The 23,985-nt window shown below is 56.3% G+C and carries 18 protein-coding genes and 1 pseudogene; 11 read left to right on the forward strand and 8 right to left on the reverse strand.

Features of this window, described 5'->3' with window-relative positions; genetic code table 11:
- A partial coding sequence (locus P2Q66_RS02710) for a galactose oxidase-like domain-containing protein (RefSeq protein ID WP_275725375.1) occupies positions 1 to 1,951 on the forward strand: 1,951 nt, incomplete at its 5' end.
- A gap of 297 nt (positions 1,952 to 2,248) precedes the next feature.
- Here P2Q66_RS02710 and P2Q66_RS02715 read toward each other — a convergent pair.
- Positions 2,249 to 3,325 (reverse strand): glycosyltransferase family 4 protein, encoded by a 1,077-nt coding sequence (locus P2Q66_RS02715; RefSeq protein ID WP_275725377.1) that lies wholly within the window; start codon positions 3,323 to 3,325, stop codon positions 2,249 to 2,251.
- A 341-nt stretch (positions 3,326 to 3,666) separates the two neighbouring features.
- Between P2Q66_RS02715 and P2Q66_RS02720 the strand changes: the two genes are divergently transcribed.
- Both P2Q66_RS02720 and P2Q66_RS02725 read left to right on the forward strand, forming a co-directional pair.
- Positions 3,667 to 5,202, forward strand: coding sequence for a polysaccharide biosynthesis tyrosine autokinase (locus P2Q66_RS02720; RefSeq protein WP_275725399.1), 1,536 nt, complete (start codon positions 3,667 to 3,669; stop codon positions 5,200 to 5,202).
- A gap of 231 nt (positions 5,203 to 5,433) precedes the next feature.
- Complete coding sequence (locus tag P2Q66_RS02725) at positions 5,434 to 6,153, forward strand: hypothetical protein (protein ID WP_275725379.1); 720 nt, start codon at positions 5,434 to 5,436, stop codon at positions 6,151 to 6,153.
- A gap of 102 nt (positions 6,154 to 6,255) precedes the next feature.
- Here P2Q66_RS02725 and P2Q66_RS02730 read toward each other — a convergent pair.
- Positions 6,256 to 6,436, reverse strand: a pseudogene (locus P2Q66_RS02730) (IS3 family transposase); the annotation flags it as partial.
- Positions 6,437 to 7,301: 865 nt separating this feature from the next.
- On the opposite strand from P2Q66_RS02730, the gene P2Q66_RS02735 reads away from it, so the two are divergent.
- The 3 genes from P2Q66_RS02735 (at position 7,302) to P2Q66_RS02745 (ending at position 8,821) form a co-directional block, all read left to right on the forward strand.
- Positions 7,302 to 7,553, forward strand: a complete 252-nt coding sequence (locus tag P2Q66_RS02735) for a hypothetical protein (protein ID WP_275725400.1) — start codon at positions 7,302 to 7,304, stop codon at positions 7,551 to 7,553.
- On the forward strand, positions 7,546 to 8,349 hold the full coding sequence (locus tag P2Q66_RS02740; protein WP_275725381.1) for a transposase: 804 nt from the start codon (positions 7,546 to 7,548) through the stop codon (positions 8,347 to 8,349). The genes P2Q66_RS02735 and P2Q66_RS02740 overlap by 8 nt, the downstream gene beginning before the upstream one ends.
- 205 nt (positions 8,350 to 8,554) lie before the next feature.
- Complete coding sequence (locus tag P2Q66_RS02745) at positions 8,555 to 8,821, forward strand: hypothetical protein (protein WP_275725382.1); 267 nt, start codon at positions 8,555 to 8,557, stop codon at positions 8,819 to 8,821.
- 194 nt (positions 8,822 to 9,015) lie between these two features.
- On the opposite strand, the gene P2Q66_RS02750 is transcribed toward P2Q66_RS02745, so the two are convergent.
- The 4 genes from P2Q66_RS02750 to P2Q66_RS02765 form a co-directional block, all read right to left on the reverse strand.
- Complete coding sequence (locus P2Q66_RS02750; RefSeq protein WP_275725384.1) at positions 9,016 to 10,023, reverse strand: hypothetical protein; 1,008 nt, start codon at positions 10,021 to 10,023, stop codon at positions 9,016 to 9,018.
- A gap of 281 nt (positions 10,024 to 10,304) precedes the next feature.
- Positions 10,305 to 11,651, reverse strand: coding sequence for an oligosaccharide flippase family protein (locus tag P2Q66_RS02755; RefSeq protein WP_275725385.1), 1,347 nt, complete (start codon positions 11,649 to 11,651; stop codon positions 10,305 to 10,307).
- 1,166 nt (positions 11,652 to 12,817) lie between these two features.
- Positions 12,818 to 13,837 (reverse strand): glycosyltransferase family 1 protein, encoded by a 1,020-nt coding sequence (locus tag P2Q66_RS02760; protein WP_275725387.1) that lies wholly within the window; start codon positions 13,835 to 13,837, stop codon positions 12,818 to 12,820.
- Positions 13,838 to 14,864: 1,027 nt separating this feature from the next.
- Positions 14,865 to 15,479 (reverse strand): glycosyltransferase, encoded by a 615-nt coding sequence (locus tag P2Q66_RS02765; RefSeq protein WP_275725388.1) that lies wholly within the window; start codon positions 15,477 to 15,479, stop codon positions 14,865 to 14,867.
- Positions 15,480 to 16,276: 797 nt separating this feature from the next.
- Between P2Q66_RS02765 and P2Q66_RS02770 the strand changes: the two genes are divergently transcribed.
- From P2Q66_RS02770 to P2Q66_RS02790, 5 genes are all read left to right on the forward strand, one after another.
- Positions 16,277 to 17,740, forward strand: coding sequence for a sugar transferase (locus P2Q66_RS02770; RefSeq protein WP_275725390.1), 1,464 nt, complete (start codon positions 16,277 to 16,279; stop codon positions 17,738 to 17,740).
- Between the two features lie 28 nt (positions 17,741 to 17,768).
- Positions 17,769 to 19,082, forward strand: a complete 1,314-nt coding sequence (locus tag P2Q66_RS02775) for a UDP-glucose/GDP-mannose dehydrogenase family protein (protein WP_275725391.1) — start codon at positions 17,769 to 17,771, stop codon at positions 19,080 to 19,082.
- Position 19,083: 1 nt separating this feature from the next.
- Positions 19,084 to 20,937, forward strand: a complete 1,854-nt coding sequence (locus P2Q66_RS02780) for a DUF4012 domain-containing protein (RefSeq protein WP_275725392.1) — start codon at positions 19,084 to 19,086, stop codon at positions 20,935 to 20,937.
- 180 nt (positions 20,938 to 21,117) lie between these two features.
- A complete protein-coding gene (locus P2Q66_RS02785; RefSeq protein ID WP_275725393.1) occupies positions 21,118 to 21,711 on the forward strand; it encodes an LPXTG cell wall anchor domain-containing protein in 594 nt (197 codons plus the stop codon).
- Between the two features lie 330 nt (positions 21,712 to 22,041).
- Complete coding sequence (locus tag P2Q66_RS02790) at positions 22,042 to 22,440, forward strand: VanZ family protein (protein ID WP_275725395.1); 399 nt, start codon at positions 22,042 to 22,044, stop codon at positions 22,438 to 22,440.
- A gap of 17 nt (positions 22,441 to 22,457) precedes the next feature.
- On the opposite strand, the gene galU is transcribed toward P2Q66_RS02790, so the two are convergent.
- Both galU and P2Q66_RS02800 read right to left on the reverse strand, forming a co-directional pair.
- Positions 22,458 to 23,348 (reverse strand): UTP--glucose-1-phosphate uridylyltransferase GalU, encoded by an 891-nt coding sequence (gene galU, locus P2Q66_RS02795; RefSeq protein WP_275725396.1) that lies wholly within the window; start codon positions 23,346 to 23,348, stop codon positions 22,458 to 22,460.
- Positions 23,349 to 23,423: 75 nt separating this feature from the next.
- Positions 23,424 to 23,985: enoyl-CoA hydratase-related protein (locus tag P2Q66_RS02800; protein ID WP_275725398.1), on the reverse strand; the 562-nt coding region annotated here is incomplete at its 5' end.

Genomic DNA, 23,985 nt, shown 5'->3' on the forward strand with positions numbered 1-23,985 from the left:
AGAAGCTGGCAACAGGGGCCCGTGGAGCAGCGCGGCCGAGATAAATCTTGTGGGTCAGCAAACTACGCCACCGCCTACAACCGGTGTTCTGCCTCGTGCCGGCTGGGCGGCCAGTGCCAGCGATGAAGAGGTCACTGGAGAGAATGGCCGCGCCACCAATGTGCTTGACGGCAATGCCACTACGATCTGGCACAGCAGATATTCCCCAGCCCCGGCGGCGGCACTGCCGCACACCCTAACCATCGACATGGGCGTCGTAAATCAGGTCTCCGGCGTGCGCTATCTTCCTCGTTCCAGCCATGTAAACGGCCGCGTGGGTGCTTACTCGATCCATGCCAGCTCCAACGGAACCACTTGGAACGCTGTTGCCGCTGGCACATGGGCAGACACCGCTGACGAGAAAACTGTGACGTTTGCAGCGGTATCGGCACGCTACGTCCGGCTCACTGCAAGCACAGAAGCTGGCAACAGGGGCCCGTGGAGCACCGCCGCCGAGATAAACCTCATCGGAGCGTCGTCAACGGCAACACCTGAAGCGCTGGGCACAAAGGGGCGTTGGGGAGCGACCATCAATTTCCCCATTGTCCCCGTCGCGGCTGCGCTTTTGCCAGGGAACCGACTACTGACGTGGTCGGCCTATGCTCCAACTGCATTCGGTGGAAGCAGGGGCTTTACTCAAACATCCATCTTGGACCTCGGTACCGGCGCTGTGAGCCAAACCCAAGTAACGAACACCGGTCATGACATGTTCTGCCCCGGGACGTCCCTGCTTCCGGACGGACAACTTTTGATCAGTGGGGGCAGCAACAGCGCCAAAACCACCATATACAATCCCGAAGCAAACACATGGACTGCAGGGCCGGATATGAAAATAGCCCGCGCTTATCAATCCAATGTCACCGTTTCCACCGGAGAAGTTTTCAGCATTGGGGGGTCCTGGGCGGGTGGAGTTGGTAACAAGAGCGGCGAAGTCTGGTCCAGCACCGGCGGCTGGCGGACGCTGCCGAACGTGCCGGTCAGCAATATCCTGACTAACGATCCCGGTGGCGAGTACCGATCCGACAACCACGCATGGTTGTTCTCCGCGGCTGGAGGACAAGTGTTCCACGCCGGTCCGAGCCGGCAAATGAATTGGATCTCGCCCACGGGGAACGGGAGCATCACTACGGCTGGCCTGCGGGCCGATAGCGCAGACGCCATGAATGGCAACGCTGTTATGTATGACGTCGGAAAAATCTTGACCACGGGCGGAGCTACCGCCTACGAGAACGCGAATGCTACCTCGCGCTCATACACGATCGATATAAACAATGGAGTCAGCGTCAGTCGAACCGCCGACCTCGGTCTCGCTCGATCTTTCGCCAATGGTGTTGCCCTCCCCGATGGACAGGTGTTGGTAGTCGGTGGCCAGGCGACTCCTGTCCCCTTCAGCGACAACGGAGCCCGGATGGCACCAGAAATCTGGAATCCAGCGACAGGTCAATGGAGCATGTTGGCACCGATGGCGGTTCCCCGGACGTATCACAGTGTCGCCCTGCTCCTTCCTGACGGACGGGTCTTCGTGGGCGGGGGCGGACTGTGTGGCGCCTGCACTACAAATCACTTGGATGGCGAAATCTTCACTCCTCCATATCTGTTGAATCCCGATGGTAGTGAGCGTGCCCGGCCAAGAATTGTCACCGCTCCGACCACCGCCGCAGCCGGGAGCACAATTGCCGTGACCACTGGAGCGCAGATTAGTAAGTTTTCCCTCATGAGGATGTCTACAGTTACGCATTCGGTGAACACTGATCAGCGTCGAATTCCGCTCACCGCAACGGCGGTATCAGGCAACACCTCTTCTCTTACACTGCCGGGCGATAAAGGGGTGCTGGTGCCCGGATCCTACATGCTGTTTGCTGTGGACGACAATGGAGTGCCTAGCGTTGCAACAACGATCAAAATCACGTAGTCACCAAGACCGCGTGAGTCCCCCTTGCGCTGCTGTTGGCGCAGAAAGCGGCTACGACGGGTCACCAATGAATGGGAGACGATGCACTACAGGACAAATAGTCGGGCAAATCCTGCCGTATGTTCGCTTGGCAAGGCAGACGAGTCCCAAGGACCCTTCGGAAGTCGCGGACTCGTCAGATACTGCGGCCATGCTCCAGCATCCCGCCCGAGAACCCCAGGAGTAAGCCAGCCGACGCGTCTTGCTGTCTAACAATCGACCAGCGAAGCGTGTTTGTTATTGTTCTAGGGCCGACAGTTAGGCCGCACTCCTGGCTCTGACGACAAGGTCCGCAAAGGCGTGTGCGGCGTCACGTCCGGTGTAACCAGAGAGCTTGGCGTATCCGCAGCGCGCTAGTCGCACGCATTCTGCCTCATCCGCCAAGAGGCGAACCACATTGTCGACTAGTGCGCCTGCGTTACCCACTGGGGAGAACAAGGCAGCACCTTCGGCGTAGGCCTTCACGCCCCCTATATCAGTTGAAACGACCGCGGAACCGCTCATCATCGCCTCGGCTGGCGGCAGGTGCCATCCTTCAGCGTCACTAGTGCACAGATAGATCCTGGAACGTTGATAAAGCGCTCTTAACTCTTCGGTGCTCGGCTGCTGAAAGTGCTCAACCCAGTCGGGCAAATCTAACGGACGCGGGCAGACGCCGAATGTTGTTGCTTTCATGGCTGGAACTCGCGCCTTCGCGCGTCGGAGCACCTCGCAGACAAGGTCCGTACGCTTCCACTCTTGAGGTGAAACCATCGCCGTCACTTCAAGACTGCGGGCATGCACACTTGGGCCGAGTGGGAACTTTTCGGCATCGATGGCATTGGGCACCAACTCGGCACTCACGCCTAACTCTGCTGCTTTTTCTTGTAGCCAGGGAGCGATGACAATTTTTTGAAGCGGGAGCTGCCACGTGCGGTTGACGAACGCCGCATCCTTCGACCAATCCTCGTAGTGCTGAATGAAGTAAACACCTGCAGACTTGCGCTTTAAAGCGTGCTCGCTGGCTATGGGCGCGCTCTGGCAGGCCGTAGCAATGACTACGTCAGAACCGTCTAAGTCGCGAAGCGCGGTGAAAAATTTGTTGGCCAACCGCACCCCGGGGTGGAAAGCGAACCAACTCGGTCTGGTGTTACGGGCAACCTCAGGCGCGTACCGTAAACGCCGGAGGACATCTACGGGGTTGTCGAAGCCGCTTTCATCACGGCTGAACCGCCAAGAGTGGATTATGTTCACTTGGTGCCCCATGCCGGCAAGAAAGTTCGCGTACTCGTAGGCCACCTTGTACCCACCTATGGGGTTTGGGGAAAAGCCAGGCAAAAGGAAAGTAATCTTCAAAACGGACGCTCATCTCATGGGGATAGGCAGGGCGCGTGAGGGTGACGCGTGCCCCCACGCGCCATATTCTACCCACAGCCGTAGGACTGAAGGCTGTGTGTGAGGCTACGAGTCGAGTGGGGCTCCGCATATGAACGCTGGCCTCCTGCGCCGGGGCAAACCGCTGATCCCCTTCGCAACCCCGATAAAGGCACACGCATGGCCACGCAGCCGCAAAGCGAATTGAGGGAGTCTTGCCCCCCACACTGACCTTGACGCCGCGACCTAAGTTGGGCAGGTAGAATATGCAATACCGCGCGTTTAATAAGTGTTCTGGTGGCATGCCAAATGGGCTGCTTCCGATGCGACCTCAGGGGGGCCCCAGCTTGGATTTACGAGACTACCTACGCGTTTTGCGGCGCAGTTGGATGCTTATAGCGGCGGTTACCCTTGCGGGCCTTCTTGCGGGAGGTGCAGCCTCCATCACAACTAAGCCGACGTATACGTCGCAAACACAGCTCTTCGTTGCAACTCATGGCTCAGGTTCGATAAATGAGTTACAGGCGGGGAACTCATTCGGACAGGCGCGGGTTCAGTCGTACGTGAAGACCGTTACCACACCAACCGTCTTGCAGCCCGTTATTGACTCGTTGGGATTGACTGAGACGCCCGGCGAGCTAGCCGAAAAAGTAAAAGCCACAACCGACTTAAACACAGTCATAATCACTGTTACAGTTTCAGACCAATCTCCAGCTCGAGCAGCAGCGATTGCACAAGGCGTCGCGACGAGCTTGGTTGAAGCAGTTGAGGTTCTGGAAAAGCCAACGACCGGTGAATCTTCTCCTATTCGAATTTCAATCGTTACTCCGGCTTCTGCTCCTTCGTCGCCATCTGCACCGAACGTCCAGCTTTACCTTCTTCTCGGCGTGGGAGGAGGTCTCGCATTAGGCGCAGTGGCCGCGATAATGGCATCCTCTCTGGACAACCGTGTGCGGGGTGAGGAGGATGTTCGTAGGGTTACGTCTGCGTCAATTCTGGGAGGAATTCCCTATGACCAAGATGCGGAATCCAGGCCCCTTGTTACGGCTGCCAACGATCACAGCTTGCGAGCTGAATCCTTCCGCCAGCTTCGAACCAACTTGCAGTTTGCTCACGTGGACCACCAGAACAAGACCCTGCTTATAACGTCCTCCCTGCCGGGCGAGGGCAAAACTACAACAGCCATAAATTTGGCAATAACCATAGCTGAATCCGGCCGGTCTGTTGTTTTGATTGACGCAGACTTGAGGCGCCCTATGGTCGGCGAGTACCTCGGCTTAGACCGCAACGCGGGTCTCACTACTGCTCTTGTAGGTGAGGCAGACGTCGATGACTTGTTGCAGCCTTGGGGCACGCAAGACCTCTACGTTCTTACGTCGGGGCAAATTCCCCCCAATCCCAGCGAACTCTTGGGGTCAGTGGCAATGAAGGACCTGGTCACCCGATTGGCTGCTACTTTCGATACAGTTATCGTCGATGCACCGCCGTTGTTGCCCGTCACTGACGCTTCAGTTTTGGCTCAAATTGTTGACGGTGCCGCAGTAGTGGTCGGCAGTGGTCGCATCAGGCAAACAAACCTCACCAAATCGTTTGAATCCCTTGAACTTGTGGAAGCGAACATCTTGGGCGTTGTCTTGAACCGCTTGCCTACCAAGGGCCCTGAAGCGTCTTCGTACGGGTACTACAGTTACGAATCCCACAGTGACGACTCGCAGGCAAGCGCGAGCAAAAACACAAACCGACGGGCTCGTAGAGCCGGGCCTGAACAAGAACCGATTGACAAAGAATTTGAGGGCCTGAGCAATAACTCTGCACGGGACGTTGAGACTGCCCGTTCCCCGAGTCGCTACCCCTTCTAACCAGCGCCTGCATGGTGACAAAGATCCATCAACTGTAGTTCCTTACCTACTACACCTATAGCGAAATCACGAAGGTCGAAGTTGAATATAGGTTTTGCTATTACCACCTTAGGCAGACATGACCGTCTTGCTACTCTTTTGGCGTCCCTGCAGGGCCAACTAGAGCAGGGAGATTGGATAGTCATTTCAGCTGTTACTGGGGTGGAGGAAGTCAGGGCAATAGTCCGTGATATGAACTTTGCAGGAGTGTCGGTAACTGCTGTCAGCGGTCCTCGTGGGGCCTCTGCGGGCAGAAACCATGCTGTCAACAAAGCGCCTTCAACCGTTGACTTCCTGCTGTTCCCCAACGACACATCCTGGTTTCCGCCGGACTTCGTCAAAACTTTTAAGGCCCAAGCAATAAGTGGTTCCGCTGGCGCTTTGACCGTCATTGATGAACTCGGGCCCAAGTTTCTTCTACCTCCTCCTGGCACACCAATTGATAAGAAAAATGTATGGCAAGTGATTGAGCCGGGTTTGTTTATCGGTCACGAAACATTCTTGCACTTGGGTGGTTTCGACGAAAGTATCGGGACGGGCGCTGTAACCCCTTGGCAGTCTGGGGAAGGAACCGAGCTTCTTCTGCGATGGATGAAACTACCCTCAGTAGGTCCATTTGAATGGTGCGATTATCCGCAGGTATTTGGTATTTCCGACCCTAAGGGTCTCACCAAATCGGAGCGACGGGTGAAACTGCGCGCTTATGCTCGTGGTTACGGCCGACTGTTGGTGGTTGGGGAGTTTGGACCTGTTCAGTGCCTCAAGGCCCTACTAGGTGGCGCGTCTTTTGGTTTACGAAAAGGTCACCCCTATACGGTAGGCGACGGGTTATTCGTGTTGCTGGGAAGAATGGAAGGTCTGATGGGAACACTTTTCTCCGCAGGTTCAGTAACCCAGGCAGTGAATAGATAGAGCCGCAAATGCATATGACAGACCGGCTAGTCGTGATGGTATGTGGATCCAGGTCGTAATGATGAGGCGCAGGCTTGCCCGGTGAGCCAGCGCGATGATCCAAACGTTTTTCTGCAGCAGCGAGAAGTACGATTCCATGGCCGCGTCGTCCACACACACTTCCCATCGGTCCCCCTGAGACCGTGGTGCCGGGGTACTTGACGAAGCGGCGAGGCCGAAACTGGGACATCAGGTCAGAGCGTACCGCGGTCCTTCCTGGGCGGCGTGCTCTTACCTAGTCATCGTTGGTTAGATTGATTTTGCTGGGGCGGTGGCCGCCGGCGGCGATTGGGCATCAGAGTCTGTAGTCGGTGAAGTGGCGAAAGCCGCAGGCGATGCGGCGGGTGGTTTCGATGACGCCGCTGTTCGCTTCGGTGGGCCGTTGGAGGCGCCGAAGGTGTCGAAGTAGGCAAGGAACAATGCCTTCCATTGTTTGAGTCCGAGACGGGCGACTTGGTGGGAAATATTTCAATGACTTCAGTCCGAGTTGCCTGCACTCGGGCCGTGCCCGCGCCAGACATCAGCAAGGAGACAGCCCAGGTCCCGCGCCGGGCGGGGTCCACCCGCCGGCTCCGGGAGGCCAAGGCATTGCGGATGTGGCTGCCACCCACCACTGTTTCGGTTGACGCCTTCCACCTGGTCGAGCTCGGCCACCTGCTCACCGAGGTCCGGCAACCCTCACCCAGCAGTTCCACGGCCGGCGGGGACGCTCTATCGATCTGGTCTGGGCCAACCGGCGGCTGCTCCTGCGCGCCGGGGATGCGCTCTCGGACCGGGCACAGGACGGCTCACCACCGTGTTCGCGACCGACTACACCAACGGGAAACCGGCTCTTCGTGGTTGATGGTGAAACAGGTTCCGTGTCTTGAAAGCTGAAGGGCTCGTAGCCCTGCTGTGATGCATGTTCTCTACGCATTCATCAAGAGTCGGGAGCTACGAGCCTTGATTGAGCCTACTTCCCCGCGCCCCGATGCTGCCACCGCCATTTTTACAACTTGCCCGACTATCGCGTCACCAGCACCGAGGTCCTTGCTTTCGGGCAGCGGCGGATCCGCGTCGTGGCCACCGCGTAGACCGGGTGCCCGTCTTGCGGCGTGATCAGCAGCCGGGTGCATTCACGCCGGCCACAACGGCTGCGTGACATCCCTGTCGCCGGGCCGGCGGAAGTGGTCTGGGCCAAGCGGAGATTCTTCTGCGATGAGTACCTGTGCCCGCGCCAGACATTCACCGAGGAAACCCACCCAGGTCCCGCGCCGGGCACGGTCCACCCCCGACTCCGTGAGGCCCTTGTTGCCGCCGTCATCGGATCCGGAAGGGCCGCCGCGAGGCGGCCGCTTCATCCGGTGCCTCGTGGTGGCTGATCCACCGGGTTCTGGATTCCGCGGCGCGACGCTGCCCGATGTCGACGCCCTGGCACCGCGGATGCTCGGCATCGATGAACACCGCTACCGGTCCGTTCGGTTCTTCCGCGACCCGGCCACCAAGGACTGGAAACGCTACGAACCGTGGATGACCACCATCGTCGATCTGGACACCGGACAAGTCCTGGGGATCGTTGACGGCCGCGACAGTGAGGGCGTCGGGGACTGGCTCTTCGCCCGTCCGCTCGAATGGCGCCTGGGCGTGCAGGTCGTTGCCATCGACCCATCCGCCGCATTCTGCAAAGCCTTGCGGATGTGGCTGCCACGCACCGATGTCTCAGTCGACGCATTTCACCTGGTCAAGCTCGGCAAGGACATGCTCACCGAAGTCCGGCAGCGCCTCACCCAGCAGGTTCATGGCTGGCGGGGACGCTCCATCGACCCGGTCTGGGCCAACGGCCGGCTGCTCCTGCGCGCCGGGGACACACTCTCGGACCGGGCTAGGAACAGGCTCAGCACCGTGTTCGATACCGACGACGCCAGCGGGAAGTTGCAGGCCGCGTGGCTGGTCAAGGAACAGCTCCGGGCCCTGCTGACCACCGGGTCCCTCGCCGACGCGGCCGCCGCGAAAGACCGGCTTCAGGCACTGGCGGTTCAAGCCGCGCAGCCCGAAACCAACCGGCTCTGGCGGACGGTCTGCCGGTTGTGGAAAGAGATCGAAGTGCTCATTGTCACCGGTGCGACAACCGCGAAAGTGGAAGCCAACAACACCGCGATAAAGCACATAACGCGATAAAGCACATAAAAAGGACAGGCCGGGGATTCACCAACGCACGCAACTACAAAACGCGTATCCTGTTGCGCAGTGCCGCCAGAACAGCGGCATGAACATCCTTCACGGCAGAACATTCACCACGAACCGCGAAGGGCCGGGAAACTGCAGGCAGTGTGCCTTGTAAAAAACAGCTGCTTGCCCTGCTGACAGCCGGCTCCTTTGAAGCGTGGTCACCGCGAAAAAGGATATGCAGGTCCTGCCCGAGCGAGCCGCGCAGCCGGGAACGAACCGGCTCTGGCGCACGGTCTGCCGGTGGTGGAGAGAGATCGAAGTCCGCATTGTCACCGCCGCGACATCCGTGAAAGCGGAAGCCAACTCCGCAGTGATGCACTTAACGAGGACTAACCTGGGCACGCGGACCATCTACACAACGCCTATTCTGTTGCGCAGTGCCACCAGAACACCGGCCAAGAACATTAACCACGAACCGTGAAGAACCGCCGTGCCGGTGTGGGACTAGACATGGGCATCATCCACGCCGAGTAGTTCAAACCTGTCAGCCATGGGTGGCTGAGAGCCAGAGGGTGGCTTCAGCCTTCATGGCGTCCCAGGCCGTGTGCAAGGAGAAGCCGAACTAATGGTCCCGAGCGGAAACAGTGACGGCGTAGGTTGATTAGACACTGGCCGCTACTTAGCACTAATGATGGCGCGTTTCAGGCTATGGGGACTTCTCTGTGACGTTCTGCTTGGAACCTTAAGCATCTCTTTCCTGTAGTGCATATTAGTAAGCATTACAGCCGCCGCAGACCCAAAGAAGATTGCAAGGAAAAGATAAACGACAATTCCTTGGTTGAAAAGAAATATCCGCCAATACTCGGCCAGAAGGTAGAGCGACAAGCCCGCACCTAGTGCCATTCCCGACTTATACTGCTTGCAATGACCATAAATAATTCCCGCAACGAAAACGGCTAAAAGACTCCAAATCAGACCGGACAGCCCATAAACATTATAAATGTCAGCGAACGCAGAATTGGTGGTAAGGCTCCCAGCAACATCAACTTGATTAGCATAGCGAGCATCACTACCCACTACAATAGCGCCGTCTTTTTCTTGGAAAAAAGTTGGAACCATAATGACTATAGAATCAATATACGAACCTCGACTTGGAAACGTTCCGGCAAATATGGCGCTAGAAACACCGCCTGAAACCTGAAAGGGTGAACCAAGGTAGGTAAGTATCTGATACCAGTTCATAAGAGCGGGGTTGTCTATATCGTACGAAGCGTAATACTTTGCGTTACGGAAAAAGTTCAAGACACCAAGAACAGCAAATATGGCACTCGCAAAAAGTATCATTCGAACCGGCCTTATTCTGACGCCGGGGTTGATATGGGCGTATAAGAAAACAAACACAACAACCGCCATCAGAAGAGACATCCGAGATGAGAATAGCGAACTTAGCAGTAGGAGAATAAGATTCCATGCAACGAGAAGCAAGCTAGTGCGTTTCTTTAGCCATAAAACGAGAGCGAATGGCGCTGCGATGACAGTTGTGTATCGCAAAGTCGCCAATCCGGCCCCGTCCTTCAACGGCTCTGACAAATTATTGCCAGCATTTTGGGCCAAGGCCGCCAAGATAGACCCCTGCTGTTGTGCTAGGAACAGTGCGTACATGACACCTGCTGTGGCAAGCACGCTTAAGATCTTTAGAAGCGTCTTCTCGAAATGAGAGCTTTCCTCCACTCGGGTGATAGACCCAAATGTACTGACACTGCCCCCTACACGGGAACCAAGCGTGTACACGGCAAAACAAAGAACATACCACGAGCATAGAATTGCAAGACCACCTAGAGAGAGGTTGGTCCGCTGACTAAACCCCCGTAGAAAGACTGACTCTCCTGGAACAGCCCAGGCCGCTACGCTAAGCAGAAGTGGCACTACAAAAACAAAAACGGGCCTAGTAACCGATGCAAGCTTCAATCAAGTTCCTTAGTGCCGGTGGTCGTTTCCAGAGTTTTGGTTGTCGTCATCCTCCGCCGGCCCCGAGCCCTGGAACGGTCTTCAGCACCACGGGACTTGACTGCGTCAGTGAGGTCCGCGGCGGGAAATCTTTTAAGTCTTATCAAAAGCGGGCTTGCAGCCAGAGCGGTAACACAAAGGACCAAGAGCTCACTCGCTGCTAGTCCTAGGGCAACACCTTCTGGACCCCAAGACATGTTCAATGCCACCATCAGGGGGAGACCAACAACAGCCCCCAGGATGGTTGCTGCTAGTACCATGCGGGTCCGGCCCGCTGGAATCAGTAAGTTCCTCACCAGGGGAGTCGAGGTGGATACTGCAAAGAATGCGATGCCGTAGAACATCAGCATAGGGTTACCAGCAGCAACCTCCGGCCCAAACATAACCTCCGTCGCCAGCGGACCCGCAAGGTGAAGGAACAGCAGCCCACAGAGGCCAAGAGTAGCATGGGCTGCTATAGCAAAGACGTGCCTCCGGACTCGGCGGGCTCCCGGTTCTAGAACCCAAGCTTGAAGTGCGTTGCCCATTGCCACGACAGCAAAGAGTCCGTATCGGTAGATTTTGTCACCTGATGCGACCGAACTAACGGCCTGAACTGAGCTGCTCATCGAGACTACAGGAATGGGGGCAGCAATATAGCCCGTACCGACGCCATCTATGAGAGCCGTGCTGAAACGCTTACGGAGTAATGCAACTGATTGCTTGCTAAGCGGAGATACCTTGGGCCACGCCACGCCTAAGACGCTCCGGTGAAAAAGTAATAGCCCAATTACAGAGGCTAAAATCAAGCAGAGCGGGTAAAGCCATATCACTCCTGTGGTCAATAGAAGAAAGGCAGAAAACGCAGTTGCTATAAGTTTTGGCACGGTCTCGAAAGTCGCAATAGGGCCAGCCTTGCCTAAACCGATCATGTACCATGCTGGCGACCAGCCCACAAGAGCCATAGAAAGAGCCATTCCTATAGCCTCAAATAGATATCTGTGGCTGACCAAAAACATAGTGGCCACAATGGCCAGTGGGAACACGAAACAGGACAACAGGGCTTTCGATGATACAACCTCCGTATAGATGCCCCTTTGCTTACTCTCGTCATTTGCCGAGGCGATGGCAGCCGGACCCCAGATCGCGCTTCCATACCCTATCGCTACTGAAGCGAACGCGCCGATGGCTTGACCAATCGCCACACTAGCCCAGCCCTCGGCCCCGCCAAGTCGCGCGACAATAGGAAGTAAAAGTAACGGCGTCAGCGCCGAGATTAAGGGCAGTGTGGAGAACCCAACCAAGCGTTTAGCGAGATTCTTCATACGTTCCCAGCAATCAATATGTTGTAGCAGACATCAAAGAAAGCAAAGCCAAACCTTTTGTCCGGCCCTATAATTTTCCGGGGCTGAGTCATGTTCGCAGCCCTCGCGCAAAATCGAGAATGTTCTTAGCTTTGACAGTCCAGTCCTCTATCTCAGCTCGGCGGATGCCTGCAACATTCGGCCCTGCTTCGGCCATCCAACGGCTAAGGGCAGGGTGCGCCTCAGTATACCTATCGTACGTTGCTAACCCTGGGATTCCAGTAACCTCACGCCGATTTTGTCGCCTGCTGACTACAAACAAACCCGAAGCTAAGTATTCGAAAAGCTTCATGGGACTTCTTCCGGCATTTAAGTCAGTGGAGGTGAAAGGTAGAAGCCCGACCTTCGCACCCCGGAGTACGGCAGGAACCTTATCGTATGGCATAGGGCCAGTAAGGGTTACGTTCCCTGGCAGGTTTGCAGGGGGAGGATTCTTAATAGGACCGACGATGGTGAAGGGTTCGTTACCGGCCGCCTTCGCAAAATTTATTACCGCATCCCAGTCAAAGCGCCCGTCGATAGCCCCCACATATACCGCGCCACGGCGCGGTAGCTCGTGGCTCGCAGCAAACCGCAGAAACTCCACTCCGTTCTCCACCACCACTCGTGGTTGCCGCTCGACTGCTGGCAAAGAAGACAACACTATTTGGGATGTAGCGACGATGCCGTGAACGCTCGGAATCAGCTTTGCTTGTCGTCTGGCAGCTATACCGTTTGGGTATATGTCGGTGGGCCGGTAAATTCTCGTGCGCCCCAACGTCCGAAGGAATGAGTTTTCCATCAACGGTTGGTCAATTAATACCAGGTCCGGATTGGCGAAGCCGATTTTACTGAGAAAACGTCGCAAATAGGGTGAAGCTCCAAAGATACTGGGCAGCACTGTTTTGCTGCACCCATGGATGACTCCGTCCGCATCCACTCTTGGCCCACCCTCCGCCAAGCTACGCCTGTTGCTGTCATCCACCCTAAGCAATTGATGGACCATAGACCATGGGGTAGAAACGTGAGCGACAACGGCGCCGCTGCGAGCCATTTCACGAGCGAGATGATGGCTACCTACCTTGAAGACACCCCCGTCTGCGGAGTGGCTAATGAACAAGATGCTCTCCCCCATGTTTGCGCCTTCCTCAGGTAGAAATGCTGCTGTAGGCTCTCAAGGCATTGGAAACATTGGACGCTACACGTTCCCAGTCATACTGCCTGTTCCAAGCTTCTGACGGGGTGATTTTTCCGCTTTCTGCTGACTTTGAGCATTCATCCATAGCGTTAGCCCATGCATCTGCGTCAGCAGAGCTGTCAACGCCAAATCCGCTTTCGGCCGCAATTTCTGCGACTGTGGTGCAGCCCGTCCAATATACAACTGGAGTTCCGCACCGCATAGCTTCAACTGCTGGTAGTCCAAACCCCTCTAAAATTGAGGGGAATAACAAGGCTGCTGATGCTCGATACATGTCGGCAAGCATGGAATCGTCAATACTAGTGTGCGTAACAACTTGATTCTCTACGTCGAATTGACGGGCAAGGGACTGGACGGCGTTTGCATCGGAGCCGACTACGTCGAGTGAGAAGTGAGGACGGAGGCGTAACGCCTGGAGTATTACCTTCAGATTCTTATGCGGCTTCAGATTGCCCACAAATATGAAACGATCGGCCGTTACTTCAAAGTTGTGTTGCTCTTCATCGGACCCAAACTCGGCAGAAGCGCCATTCCCAACATTTATGACCCGTACATCATCACAGTTCAACCAGGTCTGAATATCCTCTTTCGACGCTGTAGAAACGGTGAGGACTAGGCCTGCCTTCTTCACTGCGGGCTTTACAACCAACTCGTAGTATGCCCTCTTCGTCAAAGAACTCTCGTCTTCAACATGTAGGTGAATGAGGTCATGGATAGTCAGTACCTGGGGAGCACGGCAGATGCCGGCATTAAACCCTGGCGTATAAAGTAGGTCTGACCGACGGAGCCTGAAACGATACGGACCGACGACGTCTAGAGGTGACGTAGGGCTGTGCGTTGAGTCAACGCTTGAGAACGGCAAAGTCAGACGCGTGATCACCTCCCTACCAAAACGGGCTATACCGTGATGGCCCTTCCAGCCGCTGTACACGTGCAGGTTAGGCACTCGTGCATGAGAAGGATTTTCCATCTTAGACGACCTGCTTTAGCGATAGCCGCGGACCCATTTGCAGCCGAGCTCCGTCACGGCAAGCCCGCAGATATAGTTTTGCAAAGCTCAAATTGCCCGCCCGCGTCGACTGTGCCAAAACATAAAGAGAATATATGGCGAAATTTAGAATAAATCGCAGTTTAGAACCGCCAAGTCGCGCTTCTTGGAAATCCACAACAAAGCTGTTCCGATATGAGTAATATGTTCGCACGTCACTCTGGGCCTTGATCATTCCCATTAAATACCGGTTCGAAGATGAGTCCACCCATTTACTGCCAGCATCGACAATTCGGGCCTCAGCACAAAGGTAGATGCCTATGCCCATTCGGTTCATTTTCCTCGTATATTCAACGTCGTCGAAGTAAAGAACAAAATCCCGTCGCGGCAGGCCAGCAGTTTTAAACACAGCAGCAGGGCCGAACAAGCCGCCATACGGGGCCTGGGGAAGCCTTGGGCGCGATGCGAGTGCGGTCCCACCAGAACTCCGCGGTCGTGGTGGTCGAAGACGTTTGTACAAGTCAAAACCAAAGAACGTCCCCGCCGGCTCGAACACATCAGCGCTATCACGGCCACTGGACAAGAGCCCGTGATGCTCGTCCGTGTCTCTACTACATGCGAATACGAAGTCCTCAGTACTCCCTTTCATATCGCTCGCTAGTTCATGCAGTGCACTGAGGCAATCCGGCTCTGGCCAGTTATCGTCATCGAGTATCCATAGGTGTGAGGCCTTATGCGCTAGGGCAGCTGCAATTCCTTCCCCGAAGGCGACCGCGGTACCTAGGTTCTCCTCAAGAGTAAGCAAGTCCAGCGCACTACCCAAGCGGGTAGCCAGAGACAGAAGGCGTGCGGCGCTCGACGGGCTGGATCCGTTATCCACGACCACTATCTTTGATGCGCCGCAGGCTAAGGCTCGCCGCACCGTTTCTTCACACATGTCTGCGCGGTCACCGTAGGTAACCGTTATCGCTATCGTCTTGGTCAGCAAATCAACTCTCGAATCTGTGATCTATTTGAAAGTGTGGCCGGGGTGCGGTGCTTTTACAGCTGAGTGTTCCGCAACCCAAGCGCGTATTTCGTTCTGAAAACGATCCCGCGAGAAGGGAAGCGCATGGTCAGAAATGCCAGCAGTGTCCAAGGAAAGAGCACGATTAAGTCCCGAAAGCAAACTCGCTTCATCATCGGCGTCGAAAAGGGCACCAGTCTTTCCTTCGGTCACCGTTTCACTTGCGCCCCCAACTCGGTTGGCCAACACAGGAGTGCCCGCGGCCATTGCCTCAACGGGCATAATGCCAAAATCTTCGACTGGCGGGAACACATATAGGAGCGCCTTTTGGTATAAGGCTCGAAGCAATTGAGTCGACGGCCGGCTCAGCACTGTCACATCGACTTTGGCTGAAGCGGCCAGACTATTGATGAGTGCCTCATCTGGGCCACCGCCTGCTAGAACCACAGGTAGGCCTGCAACCTCTCCAGCCCGAATAACGATGTCGAGGCGTTTGTAGGACACGAAACGGGATGCCCCCAATATGAACTTCGGAGGTAGTGCATCATAAGCCGCCTGCTCGTCTGAGCTCAAGACGGATGACCAATCCGCTACCGCGCGAATTTCGGCTACATCCACCGGCGGATATATGACTCGTGCGTCTCTTCCCCAAACCTTATTGATTCGGTCGCGAACAAACTTACTGTTTGCAGCGATATCGGTTGCTTCTTGGGCTCGGTACCTATCGAGGGGCTTGAGCAGAGAAGAAGCTAGTCTCGCCATAAGTCCATCGCCCCGTGAGTCTAAGCTGGGTTCCCATATGTAACGTGCAGGAGTGTGAACATAAACAAGTTTCTTCATACCTCGGGCCACACGTACGTGGTGTGCGAAAAGATGCGAACTGACTAGGCCGACATCTTCTGTTCTATGCCGAATGGGAGTGTTCCTCCACACCATGGGCATGAGCGGAAGCGACAGCATCTTCCGGTTTCGGAATGGTCGCCTGCCAAGAACACTCTCAGCGACAGTGACGCCCTCGACGGAAGCTCCTGGGGATCGCCACAAGCAGAAAAGTTCGGAACCAGGAAAGGCATCTATCATAGCGGTGGCTACGTTTTCAGAGCCCCCTATTGTTGCGAGCCATTCATGGACCACAATCACACGTGGACGCTTATTTACCGTCTCTCGATTGGACAACACTTCCCCCGGCATCACTGAGAGCTACGGCTACCCGACCTAGGCACCAATACAACAATTACCACAACATGTACCCAGAGCCGCTATTAGTGACAATGTCTCCAGAGGCTGGCCGATCCCGGCCTATCACTAGAGGACCCGTAGCGCAACTTTTGCCGTACAGTGACGAACGGCAACTCGGCAATCATGGCAGGCCCCGCGGACGCAGTAACATACCGAGTGTTGAGAGAGTCGAGGACATGAAACAGGCTGTAAGCGTGGGGGAGTTGCACCAGGTGCGCAACTGGCGAATTAAGTATGTGAATCGACTACGTATAGTCGACGCTGGCGTAGTTGTATGGGCCGTTGCCGGCGCTTTTGGCGTACGTTTCGGCTTCTACGAACCTGGTAACCAAACGCGAGAGACCGATTACGTGATCCTATCGATCGCGCTTGCCCTCTCATGGTGGTTCATGCTGGAGTTTTGGGGTAGCCGTGACGCCAAGGTCCTCGGCTCGGGAACCGAGGAATACAAGAGAGTCTTGGCAAGCTCAGCTTGGCTTTTTGGTTTCGTTGCCGTTTTCTCGTATGCCCTGCGCATTGACACAGCTCGCGGGTTTGTGGGCTTGGCCTTTCCTGCCGGGGCTATTGGGCTGCTTGCTGCCCGCTGGCTCGTTCGTCAGCACTTGGCTCTCGAGCGCAGACGTGGCCTTAGCAGCTCGCGTGTACTCATTATTGGTGGTCCGTTTTCTGCCGCCCATCTCGTACGCTCTTTACAAAGCGCGCCGGCTGCAGGCTACTTGCCTGTTGCTGCCCACCTGCCAGGTGCAGCAACAAATGCCGCGCAATCAACTGCCCTTTCACTTCCTGTCACAGGAACCGCTTCAGACGTAGAATCGATTTTGGAAGTCATAGCGGCCCTAGATATAGATGCTGTCGCCGTTTCGGCTGGCGTAAATTTGCATCCTGAAGACCTGCGGCGGCTGGGATGGGAACTCGCTGCGAAAAATATCGGCATGATCCTGGCGCCTGCCCTGACTGACATAGCAGGCCCAAGAATTCACACACAACCAGTAGCGGGACTGCCGCTAATACACGTTTCAACCCCAAAACTAACTGGGGGTAAAAAGGTTGCAAAGCGCGCTTTTGACGTAGTTGTTGCCGGTTTGCTGGTGGCGGCCTTGTCCCCCATCTTCGTTATCATCGCCGCATTGATACGTGCAACGGATTCTGGTCCAGTGTTTTATCGTCAGGAGCGAGTCGGCTTGCGTGGCACTACTTTCGACATGCTGAAATTCCGGTCCATGAGGGTGAACGCTGATGAAGATCTAGTCGAGCTATTGAAGGCCCAAGGCTCAGGCGACAAGCCACTGTTCAAGATCGAAAACGACCCCCGGGTCACTCCTTTGGGTCGGATCATGCGGAAGTACTCTATCGACGAGCTACCCCAATTACTCAATGTCCTTATGGGAAGTATGAGTTTAGTGGGCCCGCGTCCGCAACGTGCTGGAGAAGTGGCGCTTTACGATGACGCCGCCCACCGCCGGCTATACGTGAGCCCTGGGATGAGCGGATTATGGCAGGTGAGTGGCCGATCCAACCTGAGTTGGGACGAGAGTATCCGGCTCGATCTGTACTACGTAGAAAACTGGTCACTCATGGGAGATGTCCTAATTTTGCTCAAGACTTTCAAAGCTGTCTTCGTGGGAACTGGCGCTCACTAGCCGCCCACAACCAAATCTGGGGGATTACATGCGTATATCAGTGATTGGTTGCGGCTATCTGGGGGCAGTACATGCTGCTTGCATGGCTCAACTTGGGCATGACGTTGTTGGAATAGATGTAGATACTAAAAAAATCAAAGATTTATCCGATTCACATGCTCCGTTTTATGAACCTGGACTAAGTGAGCTACTCAGATCCGTGCAAAGCACGGGGCGCCTTTCGTTCACAACTGAGATGTCTGCCGCTGCTGGCAGCAACATACATTTCCTGTGCGTAGGAACTCCCCAAAAAAAGGGCGAGTATGCTGCAGATCTTTCGTACCTAAATTCTGCCGTGTCTGCTTTGGCGCCATTTCTTAAGCCAGGGGATGTGGTTGTTGGCAAATCCACCGTGCCTGTTGGAACCGCCAGCGAAGTGTTGACTCTAATAACTGCGCACGAGCCTACTGCCCACCTGCTGTGGAATCCTGAGTTCCTTCGGGAGGGACATGCAGTCGAAGACACCTTAGGGCCGGATCGTCTCGTCTATGGTGTCCACGGTGGGTCTGAGGAGCATGTCGCCGTAAAGATCTTAGATGAGGTATACGCAACGCCATTGTCGGCGGGAGTTCCTCGCTTAGTAACAGACCTACAAACAGCGGAGTTGGTGAAGACAGCCGCAAATTCCTTTCTGGCAACAAAAATATCCTTCATAAACGCTATGGCTGAGCTCTGCGAGGCTACTAGCGCTGACGTGACGCAACTGGCCGATGCCATCGGGCTTGACGAACGCATCGGTCGGAGGTTCCTTAACGCCGGGATTGGCTTCGGTGGCGGCTGTCTTCCCAAAGACATACGGGCCTTTATGGCCCGAGCTGGAGAGTTGGGCGCTGACCAGGCGTTGACCTTTCTCCGAGAGGTGGATGCCATAAACATGAGACGTCGAACGCGAGTCGTCGAGATTTGCCGCGACCTTTGCGATGGATCGATACTCGGGAAACGAATAACGGTTCTGGGTGCCGCATTTAAGCCGGACAGCGACGACGTGCGTGATTCTCCGGCACTAAATATTGCCGCCCAGCTCCAGCTACAAGGCGCCGCGGTAACAGTCACGGACCCTCGAGCGATAGGCAACGCGGCCGCAAGGTTTCCGGAACTTCATTACGAGGAGCAGACCGCTAAGGCTGTGCGTGATGCAGACGCCCTGCTCCTCCTTACCGAATGGCAGGAGTATCGCGATCTCGACCCATGCATCGTGGGCCTTGACGTAGCTGGTCGCCGTATCCTCGACGGTCGCAATGTCCTCGACCCAATCAAATGGCGAACTGCTGGCTGGACTTACAAAGGACTGGGGCGCCCCTAGAATGGCAGTAAAGTTGCATGCTCGTGCGGAAGCGAACCCGCCCTCAGGGCAGACTAACAAAAAACGTAGACGTTCCGTCACCATTATCATTGTCGTGGCCGTTACCCTGTGCGTCCTTGGAAGTGCAGTGGCGTGGCTGGTTGGGCGAGCCTCAGTTGTTACCAATGAACTTAATGCTGCGTCTGAACTTCTTCATCCCATCAAATCCGGCATCGGAACGGGAAACCCTCAGCAGTCGATCGCAGCTCTGGAGAGGCTCCAAGCACATACGGAAGCAGCAAAATCGGCGGCAGAAGATCCCCTTTGGGTTCTGGCTTCTGGCTTCCCGTACCTTGGTCAGAACTTGGCCGCCATTTCAGAAGTAGCGCGTTCTGCCGACGACTTGTCACACCTGGCTCTCGAGCCTCTGGTAGAAACAGCAGACAAACTTAACTGGGACACTCTGCTTCCGGGCAGCGCCGGGGCCAACCTCAAACCGCTTCAGGCAGCGTCTCCTCAAATTAATTCCGCCGCCCACGCCGTGCGCTCTTCCGGTGAACGACTGAATCGCATCGATGGAAACAAGCTACTCCCTCAAGTAGCCGATCCTCTTGATGAAGTACGGAACCAGATAAGCGATGCCACTGCAGCGCTAGACGCCGCAGCAGACGTTTCTTCCCTACTCCCCCAGCTGCTGGGATCAGAGTCGCGCAAGAACTACCTCTTGATTGTTCAAAACAACGCCGAGGCGCGTGCTTCTGGAGGGATTCCAGGAGCCGTCGCCGTGCTGACCGCGGAAAATGGACAGCTTGAGCTGGCCGAACAAAGCAGTGCAGGTGATATTGGCGTGATGGCCCCGGCGATACCACTTGACCCCGAGCAACAGGCAATTTATTCCACCCGCATGGGTAAATTTATGCAGGACGTAAATTTGACGCCTGACTTTCCTTCTGCTGCTAGCACCGCTCGAGCAATGTGGGAACGTAAGACCGGGGAACGCGTTGACGGTGTAATATCCGTGGATCCCGTTACGCTTGGTTACATTCTCGATGCAACTGGCCCTGTAACCCTCACCCAACCAGATCTGGTAGCCCTTGCTTCTACAGGGTTGCCGACCGAGTTAAGCGGCGGAAATGTAGTAAAGGTACTGCTTTCCGACGTCTATGAGAAGATCCAGTACCCGCCTCTACAGGATGTGTATTTTGCAGGGGTAGCTCAGCAGGTCTTTTCAGCCCTGTCATCAGGGCAAGGCAATGCGCAGGGCTTGGTGAAAGGCATAAGTAGAGGCACAGAGGAAGGACGCATCCTCTTCTGGTCCGCCCTTGACGAGGAGCAATCAGTTGTATCCAAGTACCCTATTAGCGGTTCTGTAGCCGGTCCCGCGGTACAGGCAGCCCAATTCGGCGTTTACTTCAATGACGGCACGGGGGCCAAAATGGACTACTACGTCAAGCGCACCGTGCAGTTGATCAAGGAATGTTCAAGAGATGGGTACGAGCAAACGACGGTTCGGGTGACCAGTACCAATACGGCGCCCGCGGACGCTGCTGCCTCTCTTCCGACGTACGTAACAGGAGACGGAGCTTCTGGCGTGCCACAGGGGTCCGTGCAGACGAATGTGGTGGTGTACGGCCCAGCACAATCCAACGTAGAGACGGCGGCTATAGACGGTCAGCAGGCAGACTTCGCACCATACCTACACAAAAGCCGCCCCGTGGGCGTTCTTGCACTCCAGCTTGCACCGGGAGAGAGCAAGACGCTAGAGCTCACGTTCGGAAAGATAGTCCAGCACGTCGAACCTAGCCTGGTTGTCACACCATCTGTTCAACCTGTAATAGATGTGATTCTCCCCACACAATCCTCGTCTTGCCTGTAATTTCCGCGACCAGTTCGTTAACAGTATGTAAACCGACTGGATTGACATTGCTCACGGCACACATCCGGTGATAGCTTCTTCTTGGGATATCTATCCGGAATACACGCAGAAATTTCTGCGCAGAGGAATCCTCCTCTAAAATCGGGTACACCAAAACTTAACGTCTCCGGGGGGACAATTATGAAGAAAACTCTTGCCGCACTCGCGCTTGCCGGCTCCATCGCCCTCATTGGATCTGCGCCTGCAGCCGCCCAGGGCATCAACTACATCCCGCTGCCGCCGCAGGCTGCCGTATCTGACGGCACCGTAGGCCCGGGTGAAACGTTCGTTTTCCGTGGCCAGGGCTTCCGGGTCGGCGAATCGCTTACCATCAGGGTTACGCCGGGAAACCCGCCGGCCGCCTCTGGCGCTAACATCGCGGGTGGCCGCTCAGTTGCTGCCCGTATCAGCGTTGTTGCCGAAGCTCAAACCCTTAAGGCCACTGCTGACGCGCAAGGCGCCTTCTCTGTGCCCATCACCATCCGCGAAGCCGGTACCTACAGCATTACTGCCACGGGTGACACGTCCGGTGTGACCGTCGGGCCTGTAACCGTCACCGTGGCTGCTGCAGTAGCACCGGCCGCAGCAACATCCAGCAACACCGGCGGTCTGGCAGCTACAGGTGCTGATGCCGGATTGGTCCTCTGGACCCTGGTCGGCGCTGGCGCGCTGGCTGCTGGCGCGACCTCGGTGGTAGTTGTTCGCCGCCGCGCCAAGGCTGAGGTCGCTGCATAATCGCATCGCTTCAAAGCACTTCAGAAGGTGGACGTCTCGGAAACGATGACGCCCACCTTCTGGGTTTAAACCTTCGACAAGCTGCTTTCGACAGGCTCAACCAACGGACTGTGGTATCAATAAGGGCTATGGGTAGACTTTGGCGCAATACTCTGACAGAGTTCGATTTCTCAGCACGGCTCCCTCACCCTCTGGCTCTCCGCTGCGCCTTTCTCGGGCTTCTGACAGTTGGTGCCCTCGGCGTGGCGATAGTTGCGCTTGTACGGGCTCCCTGATGCCGTCTTGAGGTATCTCCGCAATCACGGGCTTTGGCGAAGCGTTCTTGCCACGATGCTTATCGCGCTTGCATTCATTGCGTTTTGGCCGTCTCCCGTAGACGAACCAGTCCAAGAACAGCTCTCCAAGGTGCTGACAATCCTCCACAGCCACGGGATCCCTTCGTGGTTCAATTACAAATTTGTGGAGGCCTCAGCCAATATCGTGCTGTTCATCCCGCTCGGCTTGGTCGGCCTACTCGCCTTTCCAGAAAAGCCCTGGTGGCGAATCGGTGCCTTTGCCTTGCTCATTTCCGGATGTATGGAACTGGGGCAGTTTCTGTTTCTACACAATCGCTTTGCGAGTCCGGTAGACCTTGTCACAAACGCTTTGGGCGCTATCCTCGGCGCCCTCCTAGCCGCTGCAGCACTAAGAAAAATAGAGGCCCGCCACCTTCCGGCAGCGGACCTCTAAAAGTCGGTGGCTAAAAGCTAGTTGACGAAGGCCTTCATCCAGGTCTTCAGGTCCTCGCCGAACTCCACACGCTCCGATGCGAGCGTAATGACGGCCTTGAGATAGCTCAGCTTGTCACCGGTGTCGAAGCGGCGGCCCTTGAAGACCACGCCGTACACCCCGGAGCCTTCGCCCTCGCCGGCGGCCAGGGTCTGCAGCGCATCGGTCAGCTGGATCTCGTTACCGCGTCCCGGTTCGGTGTTCTCCAGAACGCCGAACACTGACGGATGCAGCACATACCGGCCGATCACGGCCAGGTTGGACGGTGCGTCAGACACGGCAGGCTTCTCCACCAGGCTGTTGACGCGGACGTAGTCCTCGCCATCCACAGCGGTGATGTCGGCGCAACCGTAAGCGCTGATCTGCGAAGGATCAACCTCGATGAGGGCAATGACGGACCCGCCGGTCTTCTGCTGCACCTCAATCATGGTGGTCAGCAGGGACTCGGCCTCGTCAATCAGATCGTCGCCCAGGAGCACGGCGAAGGGCTCATCCCCCACGTGCTGCTTGGCGCACAACACCGCGTGGCCCAGGCCCTTGGCCTCACCCTGGCGGACGTAGTGAATGGGACCCAGCTCGGAAGCGTACTGGATCGACTCCAGCCGGTCCTTGTCGCCCTTCTCCTCCAGCACCCGTTCCAGTCCGGGAGCACGGTCGAAGTGGTCCTCCAGGGCACGCTTGCTGCGGCCCGTGATCATCAGAACGTCGTTGAGGCCGGACTTTACGGCTTCCTCAACGACGTACTGGATGGCCGGACGGTCAACAACCGGCAGCATTTCCTTCGGCATCGCCTTGGTTGCGGGCAGGAAGCGAGTTCCCAATCCGGCAGCAGGAATGACGGCTTTGGTAACAGCTTTCCCCATAGTCATAGGTGAACCTTACAAATTAGCGGCGAACAAAGGCAATTCTGGTTTCGACAGGCTCAACCACCGTGAGGGCGGGGCTCAGCCTCCGAGGCCGCTGAATTTCGGCTCACGCTTGTCCTGGAACGCCCGGAAACCTTCGGCATAATCGTCCGTTTTGCAGAGCCGCGCCTGCTCGGCGTTCTCCTCCTGCATGGCTTCCCATAGGCCCAGGCGCTGGTCACGGATGTGTGCCACCAGCTCCTTACTCGCGTTGAAAGCACCGGTTGCGCCCACTGCCACGCACGACACAATGTCCCGCGTCATTTCCAAGAGTTCATCCGCCGGCATCGCCCGGCTGAACATCCCCTGCGCCACCGCCTCTGCACCGCTCATCAGCTCGGCCGTGTAGATCAGGTCCAGCGTCCGGTGCATGCCCAGCCGCTCCGTGAAGTACCAGTGCCCACCCGAATCCAGCGTGGCACCCAACTTGGCGAACGGCGACCCGAACTTCGCGTTCTCCGCCACGTACACCACGTCCGTGGCCAGCAGCAGCCCCAGCCCGACACCCAGGCACGCCCCGTGAGCCGCGGCGAACGTCGGAGCCGGAAACGCTGCCATCTTCTTCAGCAGCGGTTCCACCAGCCCGCCCAGGTACGCGGCG

The sequence above is a fragment of the Arthrobacter sp. Cr_A7 genome (assembly GCF_029222765.1).
Classification (GTDB): domain Bacteria; phylum Actinomycetota; class Actinomycetes; order Actinomycetales; family Micrococcaceae; genus Arthrobacter.